Consider the following 21,365-nt stretch of genomic DNA (forward strand, 5'->3'; position numbering starts at 1 on the left):
CCATCATTATGATTGTAAATGCTCAGAAAAAAAACAAAACTATTACTAGTGGGAAGCCATCCATTTTTACTCTTTCGGGAGTATGACAATTCCAAACTCTTCTGCTATATCTCTTGCCATTTTTGATAGAATTCTTTGATGATGATTATCAACGTTTAGAATATTTCCCATCAATAGATCCCAAACCTCATTCTCAGAGCTAAAAATCGATTTGTAGTCATAGTAAATTTCACTAACGGTATTCTCAGAATAAACATGGGCCTTGGTGATGATATCCGATGCATAGTTTTTATGAAATTTATATCGATCCCTGATCAAAAAGCTCCCTAAGCTCGTTTCCGCCCTCTCTTTTAAACCGGGGTCTTTCGAATCATCATATAAAAACTCCAGTTCAAAATCTTTCTTGTGTACTAGGAAATCAACATCCGATATATTCGTTCTAAATTTCACAACACTCTCGACGCTTTCGAGCATTGGATGGATGTGGCTAGTAACCCTAAAGGGATCGCTTCCCTTTAAACTTGAATTACAGGTATAGCATGAGGGAATAAGATTGTAGAATGATAGCGCGAAATAAGGATGTGAGGCTTTGTCCAAGAAGTGATCTAAATGGGGACGAGCTTTTTTACCTCCTTTTTTTTTGATCGCAAAAGTGAACTGTGCATTGCAATATGGGCAGGTATTTAGCTTTAACTTGTCCACATGTTCATAAGCCAATCTACCCGAGATTCTTTTAGTAAATCCATAATCGTAGTCATAATTAAATACCTGAAAGATAATATTATTGAACCATTTCCTAACCTGAACTATGCTAAGCTGAGGATTACTTGTAATATAGTTATTCTTAACCTCATTTGCGATCGGCTCGACCTCTGCTAATAGCTCCTCAAGCTTAGCAGGTCGCCCCATGATAAAATCATCAATACGAGGTATGATATATGTGAATACCGGGGCAGCAAGCCCCATCAGTCCTTCTACAAGCTTATTCTTTACCCGAAGATACTTCTCTACATTTTCGAAATGTTCCACTGCCAGGGCATCCAGTTCTTCGATGCTTAATGGTGTCTTGATCATGGCTTTTTACCCTTCTCTTTCCTCAACACACGCAAACGCTCTAGAAGTATACTCTCTTCATCATTATTGAATTTCTCTATCCACATCCCCTGAAGCTTTCGTCTCAGAATCGGCTCTCCAATTAACGAAATAGTCTTTCTATAATCCTCCCGTGGAACCGTCTTTTTCTTATCCTTAAGAAATTTGATGATATCATTGATTCTCTTTTTGGCAAAATCGCCCATCAGCACGCCGTCCATATAGAACGAATTGGCAAACAGCTCATGGATATTTGCACCAAAGGTATTTCCCCTAATAACATCTTTTTCATGAATAATAATCTCACCAGTGGCCTTATTTCTTTCAAGGAATATAATATGCGGATTGGTGAGATCGGAGGTCAGAAATGGTGTATTAGTGGTAAAAATCAATTGCACTGATCTCTTGTCAAAGATCTTTGATATAAACTTTATAGTATTGATAAAAAACTCCCTTTGCCATTCTGGATGAAACCCGGCATCTCCCTCATCGATCAGCAAAACAACAGTCTTTTTCAACTGAGCACCCTGTCCCTCAACCAATCCATAAATTCTTGAAAAAAAGGATAACATAGACTGCTGACCTGTGCTCAAATTACGCCATTTAAACTCCAGATAGCCCGATCTCCCTTTGGATTGAAGATAATGTACCATAAACTTTTCGAAGTCCTCCTCACTGTCTTTTCCAATCGGAAGCAGAAGTTTTCTATCCTTATTATCACTTGCGCTACCTGTTTTAATTTTATTATCATAAACCATCTCTCCAACAATTTCCAATAATCGCAAGACTATTTTACATTTATTCTGGATGATTGGATTGCTCAACAATTCTCCATTACCCATCCGATGATATACTATATTGGCAAAGAATATCTTAACTGTTTCCACAATAGTCAGCCCTCGAGGAAGCTTAAACTCCGACTCAGAATCACTATTTCGAAAATAGACATTCATATAAACGATGAAATTTGCAAGTACCAGAAGATGAAACTCGGCTATAATACTTCCATCCTCTTTAAGATCATCGATACCCTGAAGCGAATCGTTAACAAACTTTATGATATCATTTCCTATCGTGAGTGGCTTCCTACCATCCTGACTATTCAAAAACCTTATATCCCTTCTATCAAAATAGATAATCAATTCTTCTGGCCTAGTAAATGGCAATTTGATATCTTTTCGATTAACCAAGAATAGCATCGTGTCCCCGATTTCGGATGCCATCAAGGCATCCAGGTTTGTAACATCTGCATTCGCTACCTCTTTAGTCGTTTTATCCCTATTGAAATGGGCGAAGTGGGCTTCCGCCAATAAGGCAGCTGTTGAAATATTCTTCAATCCTGTAAATGAGTTAACCTCTGTCTTATAATCCAGAAAAAAAGAGTAATATATATAATCCACATCGCTGAACTCCCCAAGGAGCTTTACTGGATCTCCTTCAGCGGCATTCTGATCATATTTTTTAGTTCTGAATAGGCCTGTCTCATCATCGAGATCTAGATCTATTGATGTCGGAGAAAGAACAATTAGTTCCTTTTTGTTCCCTGCACTATAGGCAAAAATATCCTCATTTATCATAGGGTTAATTCCACTTGGCAGACGATTTTTGATGTACTCGAGAATACTCGATTTACCCGTTCCATTCTGACCAACAATCGTAGTGACATTAGAAATATTTTTAGCTTCGAAAAAGTTCGGAATATAATCAGGATTATACCCTATCCGAAGCTTTTTCCTACCTTCTTCTATTTCCGACATTTTAAATATAAATTGTGAGGATAAATTAATTCCTCTTTTCTTGAGAAAATTAAAATCATTTATCCAGATATAATGAAGTTCCATAATCTATTATGAGCGTTTAGTTATTTATTTGTTACTGGCATAAAATAGAGCGAACTTTTTAACTTTATCGTAATCGTATCGTTTATTCCACCCCGGACTGAGATCTTTTTTATAAAAAAGTCCATATTTTTGATCTCAATAGACTCCACTATTGTTAATGTATTCTTTTCAGCTTTAACGCAACAATACCAATGGAGAGTATTGCTACCTGCATATTCCGCTATATAGTTTACCACCCATTCCGCTACAAAGTTTACCAGTGTTCCGAGGGAATCAACTACTTGGCCTAATTTAAAGAAAACACCTCATGGACCTGTGTTCTCAGAAGATAAGGATATCGAGTCTTATGTTTGAGTTTTTCCTCGGAATCCAACCCTTCACGAATGAAACTTGCCAAAGCACGCAACATATATGGAATATCTTTAGGGGACTCCTCATTATCGATAGTTTAATCCCTTATAACTAAGGAAATTACTCCGAAAATAAAACTCAAATTCGGAATAAGCTTAAGACAAAAGCTTCGCGCTTTATCCAAATTATCATCCGAATTGCCTGAAATAAGAATCTGAATCCTGTAATAGTCCTTTCCATTGATATACGCCAATAGCAAATCCTTGATGCCACTCATCTTAGTAAAGATAATTTCCTCGGTTGCCTTATTGATGGGAATATTAAGTGCTTTAGCCAATTGTGCATGAATAGCATTTCCTGTAAAGAAACTAAATATGCGCTCCTGTTTTTCACAAAGCCAGTCCATTACCTCATCAATTATCTCATCTAAGGTCATCTCACCTAGCTCTACAATTCCAACGTCATTTACAAAATTACCGACTTCAATCACAAATTGTGGATCTAAGCCCATTTTCAGGCTCACCCGCCCTACCCAATCTTCATTGACATATTCACCATCTACTTCCGTTCTCACCACAATTAACTTCTGAACTTTCTCCGCATATGATTCTTCCTGGCTGTCTTTAAAGGCTCTATATTTACCAAATGACTTATCAAAGATAGTATTGATCGAATTCTCTGTATCAGGTATCAGGTTTAACCTAAATATAACATTCTTCTGTTCCGCGGTCAATTTCGTGCTATCTGATGAGAGATTGTCCAAAAAACCTATAAGTGGGTCATTGATTTTCAAACACTGGTCGCTACTAGAGAATACTGTCTCCTTGAGCTCCCACCATTTTTGAGAAACCGTATTATCTTTATAATGGATCAGCTTGCCCGGGATCAACAACACCATCCCCTGGGCTGCAGACCCAGCCCTACCTGCCCTACCTGCAGCATTCAGTATTTCCTGTGGATCTATGGTCTCACGATAGCCAGTATCCTCATCAAAGCGGTCATCACCAGCCATGATCACCACCTCAGCGGGAAGATTGATACCTTGGGCTAGGGTAGCTGTAGCAACTACAACATTGATTCCGTCCTTTCGCTTGAAATAGTTCTCATTAAGCCTTCGCTCCAATGGCAACATATTCCCATGATGTACTGCGGTTCTGCCATTTGAAACAAACGAATATTTTATATCTCCTAATTCCAATGCCAGAGCTTCAAACATCTGAGGATATTTATCCATAAGATCAGTACGCTGGAAAGTAACATCCTCTAACTTAGCAGATATTTTTCGAGATGTACTTTTGGTAATTCTAGGATCGTCGACAAAAACCAGTGTTTTTATATTTCGACTGGCAAAATAGGAAGCGAATTCCGCTGCCACCTCGTTTCTATTACTTGTAAGTTTCCAATCACTATTTGCACTTAAATTAACAGGCTGAGTCAATATTCTATTGATATAATAATCATCACTCGATTTGGATTCCCATTTATTTCTCAAACTGAAAAAGGTAAAGGGAACTGCTTGCAACTCTCTTTTTACCGCTGCACTAGGACCTGAACTAGTACTATCTTTACGTGCTTTCCTTAAAACACCCTCCAATTTTACAATATCCTCTTCACGATACATCAAGCAGCTATGCAATTGCCTTGTTGGCTTCCAAGATGAATCAAATGCTACACACTCTCTTTTGGTAACTGAAGAAATCCACTCCGCAATCTCCGGTCCATTTTCGACCATTGCCGAAATCAGTAGATAATCCGCATATGGTGCCTCAGCGAATAGTCTGAGCAGACAGAACATCGCATCAATGCTCCTCCTATCTTTCTTTTCTTCTCTTCCATGCACTAGGTGAAACTCGTCAAAAACGACTAGTCCCACATCGGCAAACTCTTCTGGCCTGACGCTTATCAGCGTTAAGCACTTCTCGGGCGTCATTACTGCGATGCTTGGAAGCGCACTATCTTCAATATCAGTATACTCAAGATCGAATTCCATTATTGACTCGGGAATAAACCCTTCAAATATTCTTAGCATATTGCTATTTGCCTGATCCTCTAAAGCATGAGTAGGCACAAGATAAATCACCCTTTTTCCCGCAAGGAGAGTTGATGATATCTTTAACTCAGCAAGCGTGCTCTTCCCTGCACCAGTTGGAAAAGTAAGTACGGCAGAACACCCAGTATTAAGGAAGTTTGTTTTCACTGCATCAAAATGGTTCTCCCAAAGATAGGGTCGCTCTTTTGCTATACGGGCGAGAAATGTACCCCACAATTCTGCATCAGTATTAACCGGGGGTGAAACCTTTACAATCCCTCTCAACAGTAAGTCATCCCTTAATATATCGAGGAGCTTAGCCAAATGATAAGGTCCAGCATAAAGGCTCTCCTTCTCAAAAAGGCTTTCATATTCAGGATCAAATACAGACAGTTCTATTACCGTCTTGAAATAATCCGTCTTATCTTTGGCAAAATTAGGATCAAATAGTTCCTCAGCTAGTTGTTTGACCCCATTAAGTAAACATTCCCATAGATAATCAATTGCCTCCCTTTCCGATTCATCAGCTTCATACTCAATATCCGGAACAGACAGATTGACTATATGTGACATCTCGCCTTTTGCCAAATGCACGATTGCACGCATCAGAAGCGATTCAATTCGATCATCTATCAGATCCCGCTTTGCAAACCTGGAGGCTTCACAAGCGTCTGCAGGACTATTTCCAATGAGAAAAAGAACCATTGCTGAAATGACCTCTGGAATCTGGTCTCTTCCAAACATCACCGATACCAGCTCAGGCTCAGAATATTCTCTTATCTGCAGTAGCAGATACCTGGCCGTTGCGCAAACAAAAGCTATTGACCTCTTATTTTCCAAATCCGGCAAAATTACCGCCAAGGTTTCCAGATTATTTGCAAGCGAACGTAACATATCAATGCTTGCTGCGAGAGCATCCTTTTCAAAACTCCCATTAGACAGATTACTTCTGACTGAAATAACTACTGCATATATTCTAGTTAACTCCTGTGGCAATCTTTCTATATCTATGCTACCAACCTTAGGGATCGATCTAATATTTTCCTCTGTTATCGAATTATACATTTTAGGACTTTAGGGTTTTAAGATATGTGGCTACTTTAGGACAAAAATTATCCATCCATTGACGAATATCGGATTGGTAAAAAGTAAGACTATTCCTTCTGACCACATCAGTTCCTTTTACCATTTTGTCATAGTCCTTGAACAACTTAGGTCGCCAAACCTGATTATTAGTATTATTTTTAGGCGTTATAGCTACTCTATATTTCCTAATCTCTGGACGATAAATATCAGCATTAATGGACGTCAAAAGCTGTGATGGATCTAGATGATGAAGCATGTATGTTATTCGACTAACCAATTGAATATTATGCGTTCCTTCTTCAAATTTCGCAAAATCTGGCCATACCTGGAGTCTTACAGTCTCCCTAGCATTTTCAGTATATTTATCCTCTGAGATGATCACCTGCTCAAGATTGTTATCGTCTTTCAGCAACACAGCAATCCCATCGATTCCATGCTGGGCGGGAGCATCATGAGGTAACTGAACAAAGAATTTTCTTCCAATATGCTCTTGGTTAATAGCGACCCAATTGATCATTTGATATACCCAGCCATCCCTTTTATATCTTTCCTCATTTGAGTTATAACTCAACCTTTCTATTGCTAGGTCAATTGCGCGATTATTACTTGATGGTTTGATGTTTTTTTTTTTGCTAAGATTTGCTGGACATGCAAATGATTTCCCAACAAAAGATATGCAACATTCTGAACGAGCTTATCCTCATCGCCAACCTCCAATTCAACTTCATTATGCATTGGAGAATAATCAACATGTGTAAGTTTTACAGGCATTATAATATGATAATTGTAAACTAATAGATATTTAAAATTAGAAAATTCAAATTGTCACTATCCAAAAAGAGAGTACTTACTACGTTCTTAATGGAATAGAGGCCATAGCTGAAGAAATAATTTGCGTTATAGATCATAATTTTGAGTTTTAGATGTTTTAAAACTATGGATTATATTTGGAAAATTTCGAGAACATATCTAGACTATCCAAAAAACCGGTTATTCTTAAACTTTTAGCTAAAAGGCAACAATTATAATCTATAATCATTACATCAGACCAACTTCAAAAATAGTATACGAAAAATATATCACAAGTTTCCCCTAATTGTTAAATGCTAGAAGCGGTAACTAAAGGAGAGGCTATTAGCGTAAGTGTTTCGCAAGCCACTAATGAGGGCCTTAAGTAATTGACTAAGGGATTAATACCAATTAAATAAAACCTTTATGCAAATAATGAAACTAGACAAGTTTTCTTCTTGAATATAAGTTAGTTGATTGTTTATTTGGATGTGGCTGTATTTCTATGAGATCTGACATTCTTTTTAATGCCGCATGCAGAGAATTTCCTTTAAGCGTCCAGCCGTATTTATCATTAAAGAACTTTATGATCTGATTCGTTTCTTTCGGTAAATCAAGGAAATTAGTCTTAAGAAGCTTATATTTTATACAGTAAGGTATAGAAGGTTCTTCATTTAAAATTACGAATACAGATGGCTCAATCTTATACTTTTCCATTAGCCTTTCACGTAAATTCTTAGGAGGAGTAAAAGACTCTTTACTTAAATCTTCTAATTTAATTGAGGTAAAATTCAGGATTCCATCTAGGCTGCTAATTTTGAAATTATTTCTTCCAGATTCTATGTTCCCTAAGGTTGTTCTCGAAATATTTGCAAGCAAAGCGAAGTCCTTCTGAGAAAGGCCCAAAGCATCTCTTAGCTCCAATATGTTAGTACTAAGCATTGATATTGAATTGTCCATCAAACAAATGGACAACACTAAATCGTGATATTTTGAAAGACTTATTGTGTAATTAAAAACAATTAAGTAAATTTGAATCATCATTGATTTGATGATAGATAAGAAATAAAAAAGATTAAGGCATTAGTTTACAAGAAGAGGTATTAATAAAAAAGAGTCTCGGTTACAAATTCCGACAATTTGAATCAGAACGAGACGATAGATCTAATGCCCATAGTGAATATATATGTACTTTTGTACCGCTATAGCACTATGGGCTCTATCGTAAACCGTTTTTGAAGGCGTCGGAACCTTGTAGCACGGTGATAGGGCCCGCTATAGTATTTGCATCTGTCATAATTGGACTCGTATAAACTACGAGCATGAAAAGTACCAAAGTAACCGACAGGCAGTATTATTTTAACATCTTCCAGGAAGGCAATGAAAAAGGGCTTGAGTTTTTTTACAAGCTCTTATATCCAGCTTTATATATTAGAGGATTAAGATATATAAAGGATGACATCAATGCTGATTGTATTGTTAATGACGCATTTCTCAGGCTCTGGCTAATCAGAGAAACTATTATTGACCCAGCTCACATTGAAACATTTGTTAAAAAATGGACTTCAGATGGCTGCAAAGCTTATTACAGAACTTCAGATACCAAATTTCAGCGAAACATGTTGAAACTGGATGACCTAGAAAATTATCAGGAATATATCGGTGGTTACAACCCTTGGGAAGAAGAAGATACAGATGTTCTATACCAACAAGAGCTTGACGAAAATATGCGCAAGCAATGGGAACAAGTAGAAAATGTACTCCCAAACCTTCCCGAAAATCAACAGTTATTCATCAGGCTCTGCATCAAATATTCATTTAGTTATGAACGTATTGCTTGGCATGTTGGTGGAATCTCAGACTATCAGGTCGCTAGAACAATTGAAAAAACACTGCAATCTCTAAAATCCATTTTAACGAATAGCCAAAAGCTCAACGTTGTAGGAAAAACAAACAATTACAAGTTCGAAGGTGATCTCTGCGAAGAACAATCTACAATTCTGAACATGCGCTATGAGCTTCAATACAGCTTTGAAGAAATTGCCAGAACATTAAACCTAAGCCAAAGCTATATCCAAAAAGTTTTTGTTCAGGCCTATACCAAGATAAAAAAGGTAAAAATCTAATGCTATGGAAAATAACACAATGATTATCACCCGCAAGATCCAGCTACTGATCGATTCTGATGACAGTCAATACGTCAGAGACATCAAAGACAAGCTATTCAATTGGCAATCGATTTGTTTTCGGTCGGCCAACATGATTATGAGCCACCACTTTGTACAGGAACAGGTAAAAGACTTCTTTTACTTAACAGATGAAATCATTCTTAAAATTGCTGATGAAAAAAAAGAACCAAACGGCATACTCAAGTCTTCCAGAATAAACACTACCTACCGCCTGCTTTCTAATCATTTTAAAGGACATATTCCAACCAACATCCTGAGCAACTTAAATAACACATTGTTAGCTACCTTTAACAAAGAGAGAGTTGCCTATTGGAAAGGTGAAAAATCGCTGAGAAATTACAAAAAAAATATTCCTATGCCTTTTGCTGCAGAAGCGATCACAAAATTAGATCATGCTCCTGATAACAAAAACTTCTGCTTTAAGCTCTTTCAAATTCCCTTCAGAACCTTTCTGGGCAAAGATACAGCTGATAAAAAAATCCTTCTGAATAGAATAAAGAATGGGACAATAAAACTCCGCACCAGCCACATCCAGTTAGATAAGGGTAAAATATATTTTCTGGCGGTGATTCAAATTGAAAAAGAGCAACATGATTTAGACACCGCAGTAATTGCCGAAGCTACTCTTTCCATAGAACATCCGGTAAATGTTAAAATTGGAGATCAGCAATACGCCATAGGGAATAAAGAGGAATTTCTACATAGAAGGTTAGCTATACAGGCAGCCATTCTCAGGGTAAAGAAAGGAATTACCTTTAATCGTGGTGGCCATGGGGAGAAAAGAAAGAAGAAATGCCTTGTAGACTATCAGAATAATGAAAAAAAATACGTTGAATACAAATTGCATGTCTATAGCCGTCGATTGATTGATCTTTGTATAAAACATCAGGCTGCCACTTTAATCCTGGTCAATCAACAACAAAAAGAAGAAATAGCAAAAGAGGATCCGTTCTTACTTCAAAATTGGAGCTATTATAGCCTAAAGGATAAAATAAATTACAAAGCAGAGAAAGCCGGAATTCAGGTAATTATTGAATAAAGAATTTAAAGAGGCTGCTTGTAAAGCCGCATGGTGAGACAAAAAATGTACTCACTAATATTCATTTCATGGGTAATCACTCTTAAAAGAATAATACAACAGCCGGGCCTACTTTTAATCATATTTCAATGGGCAGGTAAAAAGAAAAATTGAAGAATATAATGAACATATAATTGAGGCTGCTTGTAAAGCCGTAGGGTGAGATCAAATGATATGCTCACTAAAATAGTTAGAAATTATACAACGGGCTGCTGTTATTCCATTTTAGCAAGCAGCAAAAATTAAGTTAGAGAATAATATTTCAGGAAGTTATTGATTTTTTTAGAGCTAATATTTTGCGGAATTATGTTCCATAAAAAACCTAATTGTTGTCAAGTTTTAGGTGTGGATATATCCATGGATATACTTTTTTATGGGTTTAACCTAGCTTAAAGGCACTTAAATGCCAATGGATATACCCGGAGTATATCCCACCCCCCCTTAGCGATAGCGCTAGGGGCGAAAAGTAAGGCTCTGCCTAACTTCCGCTTGCTCCAATTTTTCCAAAGAAAATTGGACTACGAAAAGAGCCAAAGTTCTGCACATGAACCCAAGCACTTTGGTAGATTCTGCTAACTAAGTGTAATTCTCCCATATGGGACAATGGAAATCAGATTAAACTCAAATTGCTGAAAACAGTGTTTATGACAGCAATAAAGGAAAATCCAAAAATCATCAAACCAGAAATAACCTTGATACCAGACGAAGGGTACATACTTGATTTTTTGCCCTTGCCAGTTCAAAAAGTACTGGAAAAAAGCGAATATAAATTTAGTCAAAGTGAGCAGGTGTTATTGACTTTATTCGCACAAATTATAATTGAAATCATATTAAAAGAGGAATCATGAACGCTATTGGATACCTAAGATTAAGTACTAAAGACCAATCAAAATCTTTAGAATACCAGGAATCGACGGTTCGGGAATATTGCCGAAGAAATAACTTAAATATAATTGCGCTATTTAAAGATAACGGAGAAGACAGCTATACCTTCGACCGGCCAGATTATCGTGCACTAGAGATCTTCTTAAAGAAGTTTAAGGGAGAATGTCAATACCTCATTGTACTGGATCACGATCGTTTCAGCCGTAATCTACCTGAAGCTTTAATGAAAATTGCAGATCTGGAAAGCAATCATGGTGTAAAGGTACTATCCACAAATGAACGCGTAGATCTGGATACATCTGATCCAGATGTTTTCATGAAAAGGGCATTTGATTACATGATTGCCAACAAAGAGCTATTCACTATCCGTAACAGAACAAGGCAAGGGATAAGAAATGCTAAAGAAAACGGACGCTATCTTGGACGTGCGCCTTATGGCTATAAAAACACTAATGATGGCTCAAAAAAGAACCATATCCATATCGATCAGAACCAAGCCGTTATTGTGGAAAGAATATTTAATGATTACCTGCTTGGCATTGCTCCTTACATCATCTATAAAACAGTTAGAGCTATGGGATTCTCCAACAAAGGAAACAGTGCCATTCATGATATATTGAACAACTGCCTCTACGCAGGATTAATTAGAGTCCCCGCCCTAAAAGATTTACCAGAAAAGTATGTAAAGGGCATCCATAAGCCAATAATCACCGAAGCTGAATACTGGACCGCAAACAAAATGCTCAGCAACAAACGACCGGAAAAAGTACGTCCCGACGAAGACTTCCCCTTAAGAGGCGTTTTAAAATGCTGGTGCGGACAAAGTATGACTGCGGGATGGTCAAAAGGCCGAAAACAATATTACCTGTACTATAGATGCCATATCCATAACAATGTGAATGTACCAGGTAAACTTTTGCATGAACAATTTGACGAAGTCCTTAAAGACATTTGCTTTGAACCGCAGCAGGTAGAATTTCTACAGCTCGCAGCCAAAGCACTACTAGCTGAACCTCTAAAACAAAAGCAGGAAAGATTAAAAGAAAAACTGAATGCGATCAGCGCGGTTAACGTCAAAATTCTGGAGCTGGAAGAGAAATTCATGAATAATCAGATCGAAAACACAACTTATCAGACCTGGTTTAAGAAATACAAAGAGGAAAAAGCATCCTTGGAAATGAGCCTAAAAGGAAATCCTAAATCAAAAATAGAAATTGACAGTCTGATTGATCGGATTCTGCCCTCTCTTACCAATCTTTTTGAGATCTATGAAAAATGTAACATCTTCCAAAAACATGCGATTGTAAGGGGGGTGTTCAAAGATAATCTGGTATGGGCAGGGGGTCTACTTAGAACCGCTTTTATCGACCCGACCTTCCGGCATAACCTGCAGAGGATCAATAAAAAAGGGTTGCTTTTTTATGAGCAACCCTTTGATTCTTCGGACATCAGTCCGGTATGTACCCGGAGCCGGAGTCGAACCGGCACGGTTTCCCACAGGTGTTTGAGACCAGCGCGTCTACCAATTCCGCCATCCGGGCATTTCCTTCGTTAGCGGGTTGCAAATATAGGAACTAGTTTTATAAATGCAAATTTTTATTTTAATTTTCTTCTTTTAATTTTTTATCGACGATAAATGGTGCAAAAGGAAGCAGAGAAGCTGCACCAATCATCGCTACTTTTTTAAAATTCCATTTATACTCCATCCAGGCCATGATTAAGATTACCATGTACATCACAAACAGCAAACCGTGTGCCCAGCCGGTATACTTCACCGCAAGTGGCATATCCGCCCAATATTTCATTGGCATCGCTACAAATAACAACAACAGGTAAGACAGCCCTTCAGCTACCGCAACTTTTCTAAAAATGGATAATGTGTTCATATAAATGTGTTTGATCCCAAAAGTACCTCAAACATACATTGTAAAAAAGCCCTGACGGGCTTTTTTACAATGCGATAACACCTATGCGGCAGATTCTGCCTTTTTGATACTCTCCCGGATCCGGTATAAGTACTTATTGCGGTAATATAAATCCTTTATAGCAGTCAGGATGCGAAGCTGGGCTTCTTTGTCCTTATGTTCAAATGAAGTCGTTAGCGCAGCTATTTGGTCGCTTAAACCCTTTTCTATTTCATCTATCTCTGCTTTTAACGCTGCTAAACGTTCTGCATCCGGATCAAACTGTAAATCCATCAGGGATTCATTCACGTCCATCATCTCCATTAGAAACGATTGAGGAAGCGTATAATGTTCTCCATCGATCAACTGTCCTTTGAGTTCCAGGATATAATGCACTCGTTTTTGAGGATCGCTTAATACCTGATATGCTTTATTATTGATCGTACTCAATTCCAAGACCTCTGCCTGTTTTTCCTCCGATTCATTGATATAAAAATCAGGATGATACTTTTTACTCAGCTCATAAAACTTTTTTTTGATCAATGCAGGATCAGGATGAAAAGTAACGGGTAAACCGTAAAATTCAAAGTAATCTACCATCACATTAGTGTTTGAAAAAGACTTTAAACAAGTCATTCCCCAATACAAAGACCATCAAAGCCAATAAAATTACAAAACCTACCATTTGTGCACGCTCCATAAATTTATCACCAAGTGGTTTTCCTTTGATCATCTCAATTAATAAGAACACAACATGTCCACCATCTAATGCAGGAATAGGTAATAAGTTCATAAATGCCAATGCGATCGAAATAAAGCCTGTAGAAGCCCAAAATCTAGCCCAGATCCACTCGCCACCATAAACCTTACGTGCGATCTCTACCGGGCCTGAAAATGCTTTATTCGCATTCACTTTTCCGGTAACTACTTTCCAAATTCCTTTAGCATTGTCACTAAACGTTTTCCAAGCCTGATCTATACCAATTGGAAGTGCAGCAAGTAAACTATACTTAATGGTTTCTTGTTTAATCTCATTCGGATTAAAAGCAAAGCCGATGGTACCAGCAGTGTCCACGGGAATACTTAGATCCAGGTTTTGTCCAGCACGATTGATGGTGAAATCAGTCGTTTTACCTTTATTTTTTAAAATCAACTCGCGAGCATCAATATCACTTTTAACCGGCTCTTTATTGATGGCAACAATCTTGTCCCCTTTCAATACACCAGAATTAGCGGCAGGTTTCCCTGCAATCACACTGTCTACTGTTGCCGTACGCAATGGCACACGACTGATAAAACCTTCAATACCAGAATCTGATACTTTGTTCAAAATATTATCTGGAACCTTAACATCTAAGGTTTTATTGCCACGTACAACCGTTAATGTCGTATTTCCCAATAATACTTTAGAGCTGATCAGTTCTTCAAAACGAATCACTTTCTTGCCATTCACCGCAATTACCCTATCCCCTCTTTGCAAGCCGATTTCTCTGCCGATCTCACCAGGATTGATCCCAATAAGTACAGAACTATTCGGAATATAGGTTTCTCCATATTTAAAGGTCATCATCCAGAAAATGAAAATACCCACCACAATGTTCACGAATACCCCTCCCAACATCACAATCAGACGTTGCCAAGCTGGTTTACTTCTGAACTCCCAAGGCTGAACAGGTTGTTTCAATTGCTCCGTATCCATCGATTCATCAACCATTCCTGAAATTTTCACATAGCCCCCTAAAGGCAACCATCCTATTCCGTATTCGCAATCACCGCGTTTAAAGCTGAATAATTTGAAGCCCCAGGCATCAAAAAACAGATAAAATTTCTCGACTTTAATCCCAAAAGCACGTGCTGCAAGAAAATGTCCTAATTCGTGTAAAATTACCAGTATCGATAACCCCAGAAGCAACTGGGCTGCCATAATCAATCCGCTCATATCTTATATTAATGTTTTAATTTTGATTCGTTAATTCCTATTTTGTTACTAGTTGATTCGCAAATATACGCGTATGGTAATCCGTTTCTAAATAATTATTCAGGCCCGGTTCTTCAATAAATCCAATCTCCTCCATGCAGTTTTCAATCACCTCACTCATTTCTAAAAAGCCAATTTTATCTTGCAAAAATGCGTTTACAACCACTTCATTGGCCGCATTAATGATGCATGGCATATTCCCTCCTTTTCTCAAAGCAGTATAAGCCAGGTCAAGATTTCTAAAGGTTTTGTTATCCGCCGGATAAAAGGTCAGTTCCGGGTATTCCAGAAAATTAAAACGCTTAAAGTCCGTACTTATTCTCTGCGGGTAGGCAAAAGCGTAATGAATTGGCAATTTCATGTCGGGAACTCCCATCTGCGCCTTCATAGAACCATCCTTAAACTGCGCAATAGAATGAATAACCGACTGTGGATGTACAATCACATCAATCTGATCTGCATCCAAATCAAATAACCATTTGGCTTCAATCACTTCCAATCCTTTATTCATTAAAGAAGCAGAATCTATTGTGATTTTAGCACCCATGACCCAATTTGGGTGTTTTAAAGCCTGTGCTTTGGTAACATTTGCTAAAAACTCCCGGTCTTTTCCTCTAAAAGGACCACCAGAAGCGGTCAGATAAATCTTTTCCAGTGCTTCATTTCCTTCACCTACCAGGCACTGAAAAATCGCAGAATGCTCAGAATCTACCGGAATGATGTTTACCCCATGTTTTTTAGCCAGACTGGTGATTAAATCACCTGCTACCACCAAAGTTTCCTTATTCGCCAGCGCGATATCTTTTCCTGCTTCAATCGCAGCAATCGTTGGTCTTAAACCTGCCGAACCTACAATAGCGGTTAAAACCAGGTCCACTTCAGTTAAAGCCGCAGCCTCACATAAAGCTTCTTCACCTGCCAATACCCGTACTGAAGTACCCGCCAAAGCAGATTTCACTACTAAATATTGACTTTCGTCGCCGATGACCACTAGTACTGGCTCAAATGCTAAAGCCTGACTAATTAATAAGCTGGCATTAGACTGTGCGGTTAGCGCCAAAACCTTGTATAATCCAGGATTCGCCTGAACCACAGCTAAGGCCTGAGTGCCTACAGATCCCGTAGACCCTAATATTGATATATTCTTCAATTAAATTCTCCCTATTCTTCGTCTGTCTGACGAATTGTAAAACTACTTAAAACCGCTGCAATCTTCCTGTCATTTGATAAACGAGGTACTTTATTTTGTCCACCCAACTTACCTTCCGCCCTCATGTAGTTCACAAAAGCATCTTTTTGAAGGGAACGAATGATTAAAGGTTGCAATATTTTACCTTCAATGAGGTCAAAATAGTAAATATTCTTCTTCTGCAAAGCCTGATCTACCTTTTTACTAAATGCAGCCAGGTCTTTTGGCGCAACAGAAAATTCCACAAACCACTCATGATAAGGCAATTCACCCACTGGGGTATTCACTTGCGGAGCTACAGTAAATTCGGTAATTCCTACCCCCTCTTCATTGGCCACAGTTAATAGGGCATGTTCCACTTCCTCCCCAATCACATGTTCTCCAAAAGCAGAGATAAAATGCTTGATGCGCCCTGTAACCATGATCTTGTAAGGGTCTTTGGAAACAAATTTAATTGTATCACCAATACTATACCCCCATAAACCAGCATTCGTATTTAGAATTAACGCATAATTCTTATCCAATTCTACTTCCCCTAAACTTAAACGGGTAGGGATTTCATTGTAATACTCCTCAGCAGGCACGAACTCATAAAAGATCCCTGCCTTGGCCAATAATAACAAGCTCTTATCTTTTTGGCTATCCTGATAAGCGATAAAACCTTCCGATGCCGGATACGTTTCTATGGCATCAATTTTCCTGCCGATACTCTCCTCTATTTTCGAGCGATAAGGTTCGTAGTTCACCCCACCATAAACGAATAAGCTGAATTCAGGAAAGATGTCCTTGATTTTTTTACCTCCTGATTTCTCCCTTAACTTGTCAAAATACATCTGTACCCATGGCGGAATGCCGGAGATCAGCGTCATATTTTCATGAAAAGTCTCTTCTACAATCGCATCAACTTTTTCTTCCCAATCTTCAATACAATTGGTCTCATAAGAAGGAAGCCTATTCTTTTGCAGGTATTTAGGTACAAGATGCGCCACGATACCCGATAAACGACCTACATTAATGCCATTCTTTTTGGTCATCACCGGGCTGCCCTGCAAAAAGATCATCTTTCCGTTGATGAACTTTACATTACCCGTTTCATGAATGTACGTTAATAATGCATTTCTTGCAGCCTTGATGTGTTCAGGCATGGATTCCTTAGAAATTGGAATGTATTTTACACCGGAAGTAGTTCCCGATGTTTTAGCGAAATATTGTGGTTTTCCTTTCCACATGACATCGGCTTCGCCAGCCACTACCCGATCAATATAAGGCCTTAGTGCCTCATAATCCCTTAGTGGAACCTGCTTTTTAAAGTCTTCATAGTTTCGGATTTCCCCGAAACCATGGTCTTTACCAAAAGAGGTATTTTTTGAGGAATCAATGAGCTGTGCGAGAATCGTATTTTGCGCAGCAACTGCATTTTTTTTCCATTTATTGATGCCCTTAATTACAAGTGCCGCAAACGGTTTACTTAATGCCGCTTTTAATCCCATAAATTATTTTTAAACGATGTTGTGTAAGATATCAGGATGTTCATCTCCTTTATATTCTTTCACCATTCTACGGTAAGCTACAGTTACCAGAGCTGTGGAGAATGGTACGACAATAAAGGAACTAAAAATAGCCGTAAATAAAGAAACATAGGAATAAATCTCGTAGTTAAAGATCAAGCTGATCAATTGAAAACCACTAACCACTACGATGTAGAAAAATCCAAAAACAATTGCTTGGATCAGTACAAAACCGCCAAAAATAAACAACAATTTAATGAAGTTCCCCTTGGTAGTAGCCAGACTCAGCTTAATGGATTCGAATGGATGTACGTGCTTGTCTATGATAAAGAAAGGAAAGAAGATAATCCTGATGAACGTAAAAAAAATACTCAGAATCGCAATTGCTACTGCAATGTTCACAATCACCTTTCCTGCAGCAGTAAAATCCGCTATAAAACCTTGATTCACTGCAAACTTCAAAATAAGATCTAAAACATACAGTACCGGCAACAATAAGATTCCTACCAGAAAAATACTGATTCCAAAATATACCGTACCGACTAAAAACCGAATGATTTCTGTCCGCGTTGGTAAGGTTTCAATAATCTGAATGTCTTTGTCATCCTCCTTATCCAGCAGGCGGAAAATATATTTCAGCAGAGAAAGGTTAACGATACAATACAATAACACAAAGATCAACAACATCACCACCCTAACGCCTGTAGGAAGTTCTCCCATAAAAAAGGCCATAAAAGTGGAGGTGGATACGGTTATAAAAACCAGGAAACACAAAGTGGCAATAGAGAAATAATTATCACGCGTAACAATCCAGGCCTGCATGATCACATCCTTCACCGTAAACGTACTCTCCTTTAAAAAATTTATCATGGTTGTTTAAATACTACTCGCTTAAAAAAATCTTGCATAAACCCTAACCCATAAGCGGTTAGTTGAATGAATGATGCAATGATACTAAAAAATGCCACTTTTAAAGATTTGTTGATTTGCCAAGAATGAAAAAAGATCATCACAAAGTACAGCAACAACATAAAGTTACAGATAAAAGCCAATGGAGGCCATATGAAATTCATCAATATGGTGAAGATCACAAAACAAGTAAAGGCTGCAGGAAAGAAATGGACTAATTTCAATTCCGAAGGGAAATGTTTATAAATGTTGATCCTCGCTCTTCCAAAAAAATGTAGTTGCTTATAAAACTGACCGAAACTAGTTCTTCTCTTATGAAATACCTTTGCTGCTGGAATGAGGCCGATCTTAAAACCACTTTCATGGATCCTGATACTGTATTCAATATCTTCCCCTAAACGGGTTAGGATAAACCCACCAACTTTTTCCCATACCGCCCTGGAAACGCCCATATTGAAGCTTCTTGGATGAAATTGCCCGATGTGTTTCTTATTTCCTCTGATGCCACCCGTAGTAAACGGAGAGGTCATCGCATAGCTGATCGCCTTTTGGACCGGAGTAAAAGTCTCATGCGCCGCATCCGGACCACCATAAGCATCCAGGTGATGTTCAAAAAGATAATTTCTTACGGTTTCCAGGTAATCTTCAGGAATCAGGCAGTCAGAATCAAAAATAACGAAATAATCACCTTTAGCTCGCTCAAAACCATAATTTCTTGCAAAACCCTGTCCGGCATTCGGTTTATAGAAATACTTGATATCCAGTTGATTTTCATATTCCGCAACAATGGCTTTCGCATCATTGGTTGATCCATCTTCTATCACCAAGACCTCAAACTGAGGATAAGTCTGCTGCACCAATGTATTCAGCAGTTCATCAATTTCTTGCGGACGATTATAGAGCGGGATAATTATAGAAAAAAACATGGCTTAAGAAATTTCCTTTTCAATCAAATAAGCATTTCTTTCCGGCGCATTTCTAGTCACCAGTTCTGCCACAAATCCCGTAAGGAATAGCTGAGAACCTAAAATAATGGCCACTAAAGAAATGTAAAATAATGGTTGATCAGTAATTTCCCTTTTATAAGGAATCAACATCGCGATATGGTACAACTTCACACCGATCATCCAAAGTGCCATAATGGTTCCCAAAAGGAAACTCAATACCCCTAATGAACCAAAAAAGTGCATTGGTCTTTTACCAAACTTACCGACAAAAAAGATCGACAATAAATCCAGGAAACCATTTACAAACCTGCTCAGTCCGAATTTTGTAACGCCATATTTTCTTGCCCTATGTTCTACTACCTGCTCACCGATCTTCTTGAAACCGGCCCACTTTGCAATTACAGGGATATAACGGTGCATTTCTCCATAAACTTCAATGGTTTTCACCACCTCTTTACGGTATGCTTTTAAACCACAATTAAAATCATTCAGCTGAATACCAGACATCTTTCTAGTCGCTGCATTGAATAATTTAGTTGGAATGGTCTTTGAAATTGGATCGTAACGCTTTTTCTTCCATCCAGAGATGATGTCCAACTTCTCTTCCTTAATCCGGCGGAATAATTCCGGAATCTCATCAGGGCTATCCTGTAAATCCGCGTCCATTGTGATGATAACATCACCCTGTGCTGCCTCAAAAGCAACATTTAGCGCTGCTGATTTACCATAATTCCTCCTGAATTTAATGCCTTTTACCGCATTAAATTGAGTTTTCAAATCTTCAATTACTGACCAGGAAGTATCAGTACTGCCATCGTCAACAAACAGAATTTCGTAAGAGAAGTTATTCGCTTCCATCACCTTAGCAATCCAGGAAGTTAACTCCGGAAGAGACTCTTCTTCATTATATAAAGGAACTACAATAGAAATATCCATGACTTAATAACGTGCTAAAAAAAAGCAACGTGCAAATTTCATCAAATAAAATGATAAAACTGCACGTTGTGTATTTATAAATACATAGGTTAAATATACTTTAATCTTTGTCTAAGGGTCTTTCCTTCTTGAAAACTGCAGCTCCGATCAAACTCGCAATCAAACCAATTAAGGTATAAGTAATCGCAGTTCCAAAACCAACAAACAAGCCCATATAAGGACGCATCATTTCCACTCCTTTAACTTTTTGCTCATCACCATCAGCTTGCTCAATCGCTGCATTAAGCAATTCATCAGTAGCCGATTTGTCTACAAAAAAATAGATAACCTGTAATAAAAAAAGCAATAATCCAGCGTAAGCAGCAACTTTAAATCCAGCAGAAAACCCACGGCCAAAGCTCATATAACCACCCAGTTCTTTTCTATGATTCGATTGTACATAGACAATCGCCAAAAAGAAAGGAACATAAGACAACAACTGACTCACCACCTTAGAAGCAGTAGACAAATGGGTATTTGCTGGACTGATGTTCAAAAATTTAAACACAAAAATCAGTACAAAAAAGTATAGTGCGAAAGCTATAGCTGCTTGAAATGCCAATTTATTTGGCTTCTTTTCCGTCTCAATTAAGTCTTGGTGCATATATGATAATA

17 protein-coding genes, 1 tRNA gene and 1 pseudogene are annotated in these 21,365 nt (G+C 38.0%); 4 read left to right on the top strand and 15 right to left on the bottom strand.

Annotated elements, in window-relative coordinates:
- Positions 1-66: 66 nt before the first annotated feature.
- The 5 genes from GM920_RS21245 to GM920_RS21265 form a co-directional block, all read right to left on the bottom strand.
- On the bottom strand, positions 67-1,074 hold the full coding sequence (locus tag GM920_RS21245; protein ID WP_182961287.1) for a hypothetical protein: 1,008 nt from the start codon (positions 1,072-1,074) through the stop codon (positions 67-69).
- The gene (locus GM920_RS21250) at positions 1,071-2,849 is read right to left on the bottom strand and encodes an AAA family ATPase (RefSeq protein ID WP_182961289.1); all 1,779 of its coding nucleotides are present in this window, start codon (positions 2,847-2,849) and stop codon (positions 1,071-1,073) included. The genes GM920_RS21245 and GM920_RS21250 overlap by 4 nt, the downstream gene beginning before the upstream one ends.
- A 532-nt stretch (positions 2,850-3,381) precedes the next feature.
- The gene (locus GM920_RS21255; RefSeq protein WP_182961291.1) at positions 3,382-6,378 is read right to left on the bottom strand and encodes a DEAD/DEAH box helicase; all 2,997 of its coding nucleotides are present in this window, start codon (positions 6,376-6,378) and stop codon (positions 3,382-3,384) included.
- A 1-nt stretch (position 6,379) separates the two neighbouring features.
- The gene (locus GM920_RS21260; protein WP_182961293.1) at positions 6,380-6,970 is read right to left on the bottom strand and encodes a hypothetical protein; all 591 of its coding nucleotides are present in this window, start codon (positions 6,968-6,970) and stop codon (positions 6,380-6,382) included.
- Positions 6,971-7,629: 659 nt separating this feature from the next.
- Complete coding sequence (locus tag GM920_RS21265) at positions 7,630-8,232, bottom strand: helix-turn-helix domain-containing protein (RefSeq protein ID WP_202986162.1); 603 nt, start codon at positions 8,230-8,232, stop codon at positions 7,630-7,632.
- A 278-nt stretch (positions 8,233-8,510) separates the two neighbouring features.
- Here GM920_RS21265 and GM920_RS21270 point away from each other — a divergent pair, with 278 nt between their 5' ends.
- The 4 genes and pseudogenes from GM920_RS21270 to GM920_RS24015 all read left to right on the top strand — a co-directional run.
- Positions 8,511-9,314 carry a sigma-70 family RNA polymerase sigma factor gene (locus GM920_RS21270; protein WP_182961295.1) on the top strand — a complete coding sequence of 268 codons (804 nt, stop codon included), beginning with the start codon at positions 8,511-8,513 and terminating at the stop codon, positions 9,312-9,314.
- A 4-nt stretch (positions 9,315-9,318) separates the two neighbouring features.
- Positions 9,319-10,416: a hypothetical protein gene (locus GM920_RS21275; RefSeq protein ID WP_182961297.1), complete on the top strand. Its 1,098-nt coding sequence runs from the start codon at positions 9,319-9,321 to the stop codon at positions 10,414-10,416.
- Between the two features lie 683 nt (positions 10,417-11,099).
- Positions 11,100-11,303 (top strand): hypothetical protein, encoded by a 204-nt coding sequence (locus GM920_RS21280; protein ID WP_182961298.1) that lies wholly within the window; start codon positions 11,100-11,102, stop codon positions 11,301-11,303.
- Positions 11,300-12,079 (top strand): annotated as a pseudogene (locus GM920_RS24015) (recombinase family protein); the annotation flags it as partial. The gene GM920_RS21280 and the pseudogene GM920_RS24015, both read left to right, overlap by 4 nt.
- A 722-nt stretch (positions 12,080-12,801) precedes the next feature.
- Here GM920_RS24015 and GM920_RS21290 read toward each other — a convergent pair.
- The 10 genes from GM920_RS21290 to GM920_RS21335 all read right to left on the bottom strand — a co-directional run bounded on the left by GM920_RS21290 (position 12,802) and on the right by GM920_RS21335 (position 21,354).
- Positions 12,802-12,881: transfer RNA gene (locus GM920_RS21290), tRNA-Leu, on the bottom strand.
- A 60-nt stretch (positions 12,882-12,941) separates the two neighbouring features.
- Positions 12,942-13,226, bottom strand: coding sequence for a DUF3817 domain-containing protein (locus GM920_RS21295; RefSeq protein WP_182961299.1), 285 nt, complete (start codon positions 13,224-13,226; stop codon positions 12,942-12,944).
- A gap of 81 nt (positions 13,227-13,307) precedes the next feature.
- The gene (gene hscB / locus GM920_RS21300; RefSeq protein ID WP_182961300.1) at positions 13,308-13,844 is read right to left on the bottom strand and encodes a Fe-S protein assembly co-chaperone HscB; all 537 of its coding nucleotides are present in this window, start codon (positions 13,842-13,844) and stop codon (positions 13,308-13,310) included.
- A gap of 4 nt (positions 13,845-13,848) precedes the next feature.
- A complete protein-coding gene (rseP, locus tag GM920_RS21305) occupies positions 13,849-15,183 on the bottom strand; it encodes an RIP metalloprotease RseP (RefSeq protein ID WP_182961301.1) in 1,335 nt (444 codons plus the stop codon).
- Positions 15,184-15,220: 37 nt separating this feature from the next.
- On the bottom strand, positions 15,221-16,372 hold the full coding sequence (locus GM920_RS21310) for a 1-deoxy-D-xylulose-5-phosphate reductoisomerase (RefSeq protein WP_182961302.1): 1,152 nt from the start codon (positions 16,370-16,372) through the stop codon (positions 15,221-15,223).
- Between the two features lie 11 nt (positions 16,373-16,383).
- A complete protein-coding gene (locus GM920_RS21315; RefSeq protein ID WP_182961303.1) occupies positions 16,384-17,901 on the bottom strand; it encodes a GH3 auxin-responsive promoter family protein in 1,518 nt (505 codons plus the stop codon).
- 9 nt (positions 17,902-17,910) lie between these two features.
- On the bottom strand, positions 17,911-18,789 hold the full coding sequence (locus tag GM920_RS21320; RefSeq protein WP_182961304.1) for a hypothetical protein: 879 nt from the start codon (positions 18,787-18,789) through the stop codon (positions 17,911-17,913).
- Positions 18,786-19,754, bottom strand: a complete 969-nt coding sequence (locus GM920_RS21325; protein WP_182961305.1) for a glycosyltransferase — start codon at positions 19,752-19,754, stop codon at positions 18,786-18,788. The genes GM920_RS21320 and GM920_RS21325 overlap by 4 nt, the downstream gene beginning before the upstream one ends.
- 3 nt (positions 19,755-19,757) lie before the next feature.
- Entirely contained in the window at positions 19,758-20,711 is a 954-nt protein-coding gene (locus tag GM920_RS21330) for a glycosyltransferase family 2 protein (protein ID WP_182961306.1), read from the bottom strand.
- A gap of 100 nt (positions 20,712-20,811) precedes the next feature.
- A complete protein-coding gene (locus tag GM920_RS21335; RefSeq protein WP_182961307.1) occupies positions 20,812-21,354 on the bottom strand; it encodes a DUF4199 domain-containing protein in 543 nt (180 codons plus the stop codon).
- Positions 21,355-21,365: the final 11 nt, after the last annotated feature.

Origin of the sequence: Pedobacter gandavensis (assembly GCF_014172405.1) — a bacterium.
Classification (GTDB): Bacteria; Bacteroidota; Bacteroidia; order Sphingobacteriales; family Sphingobacteriaceae; genus Pedobacter; species Pedobacter gandavensis.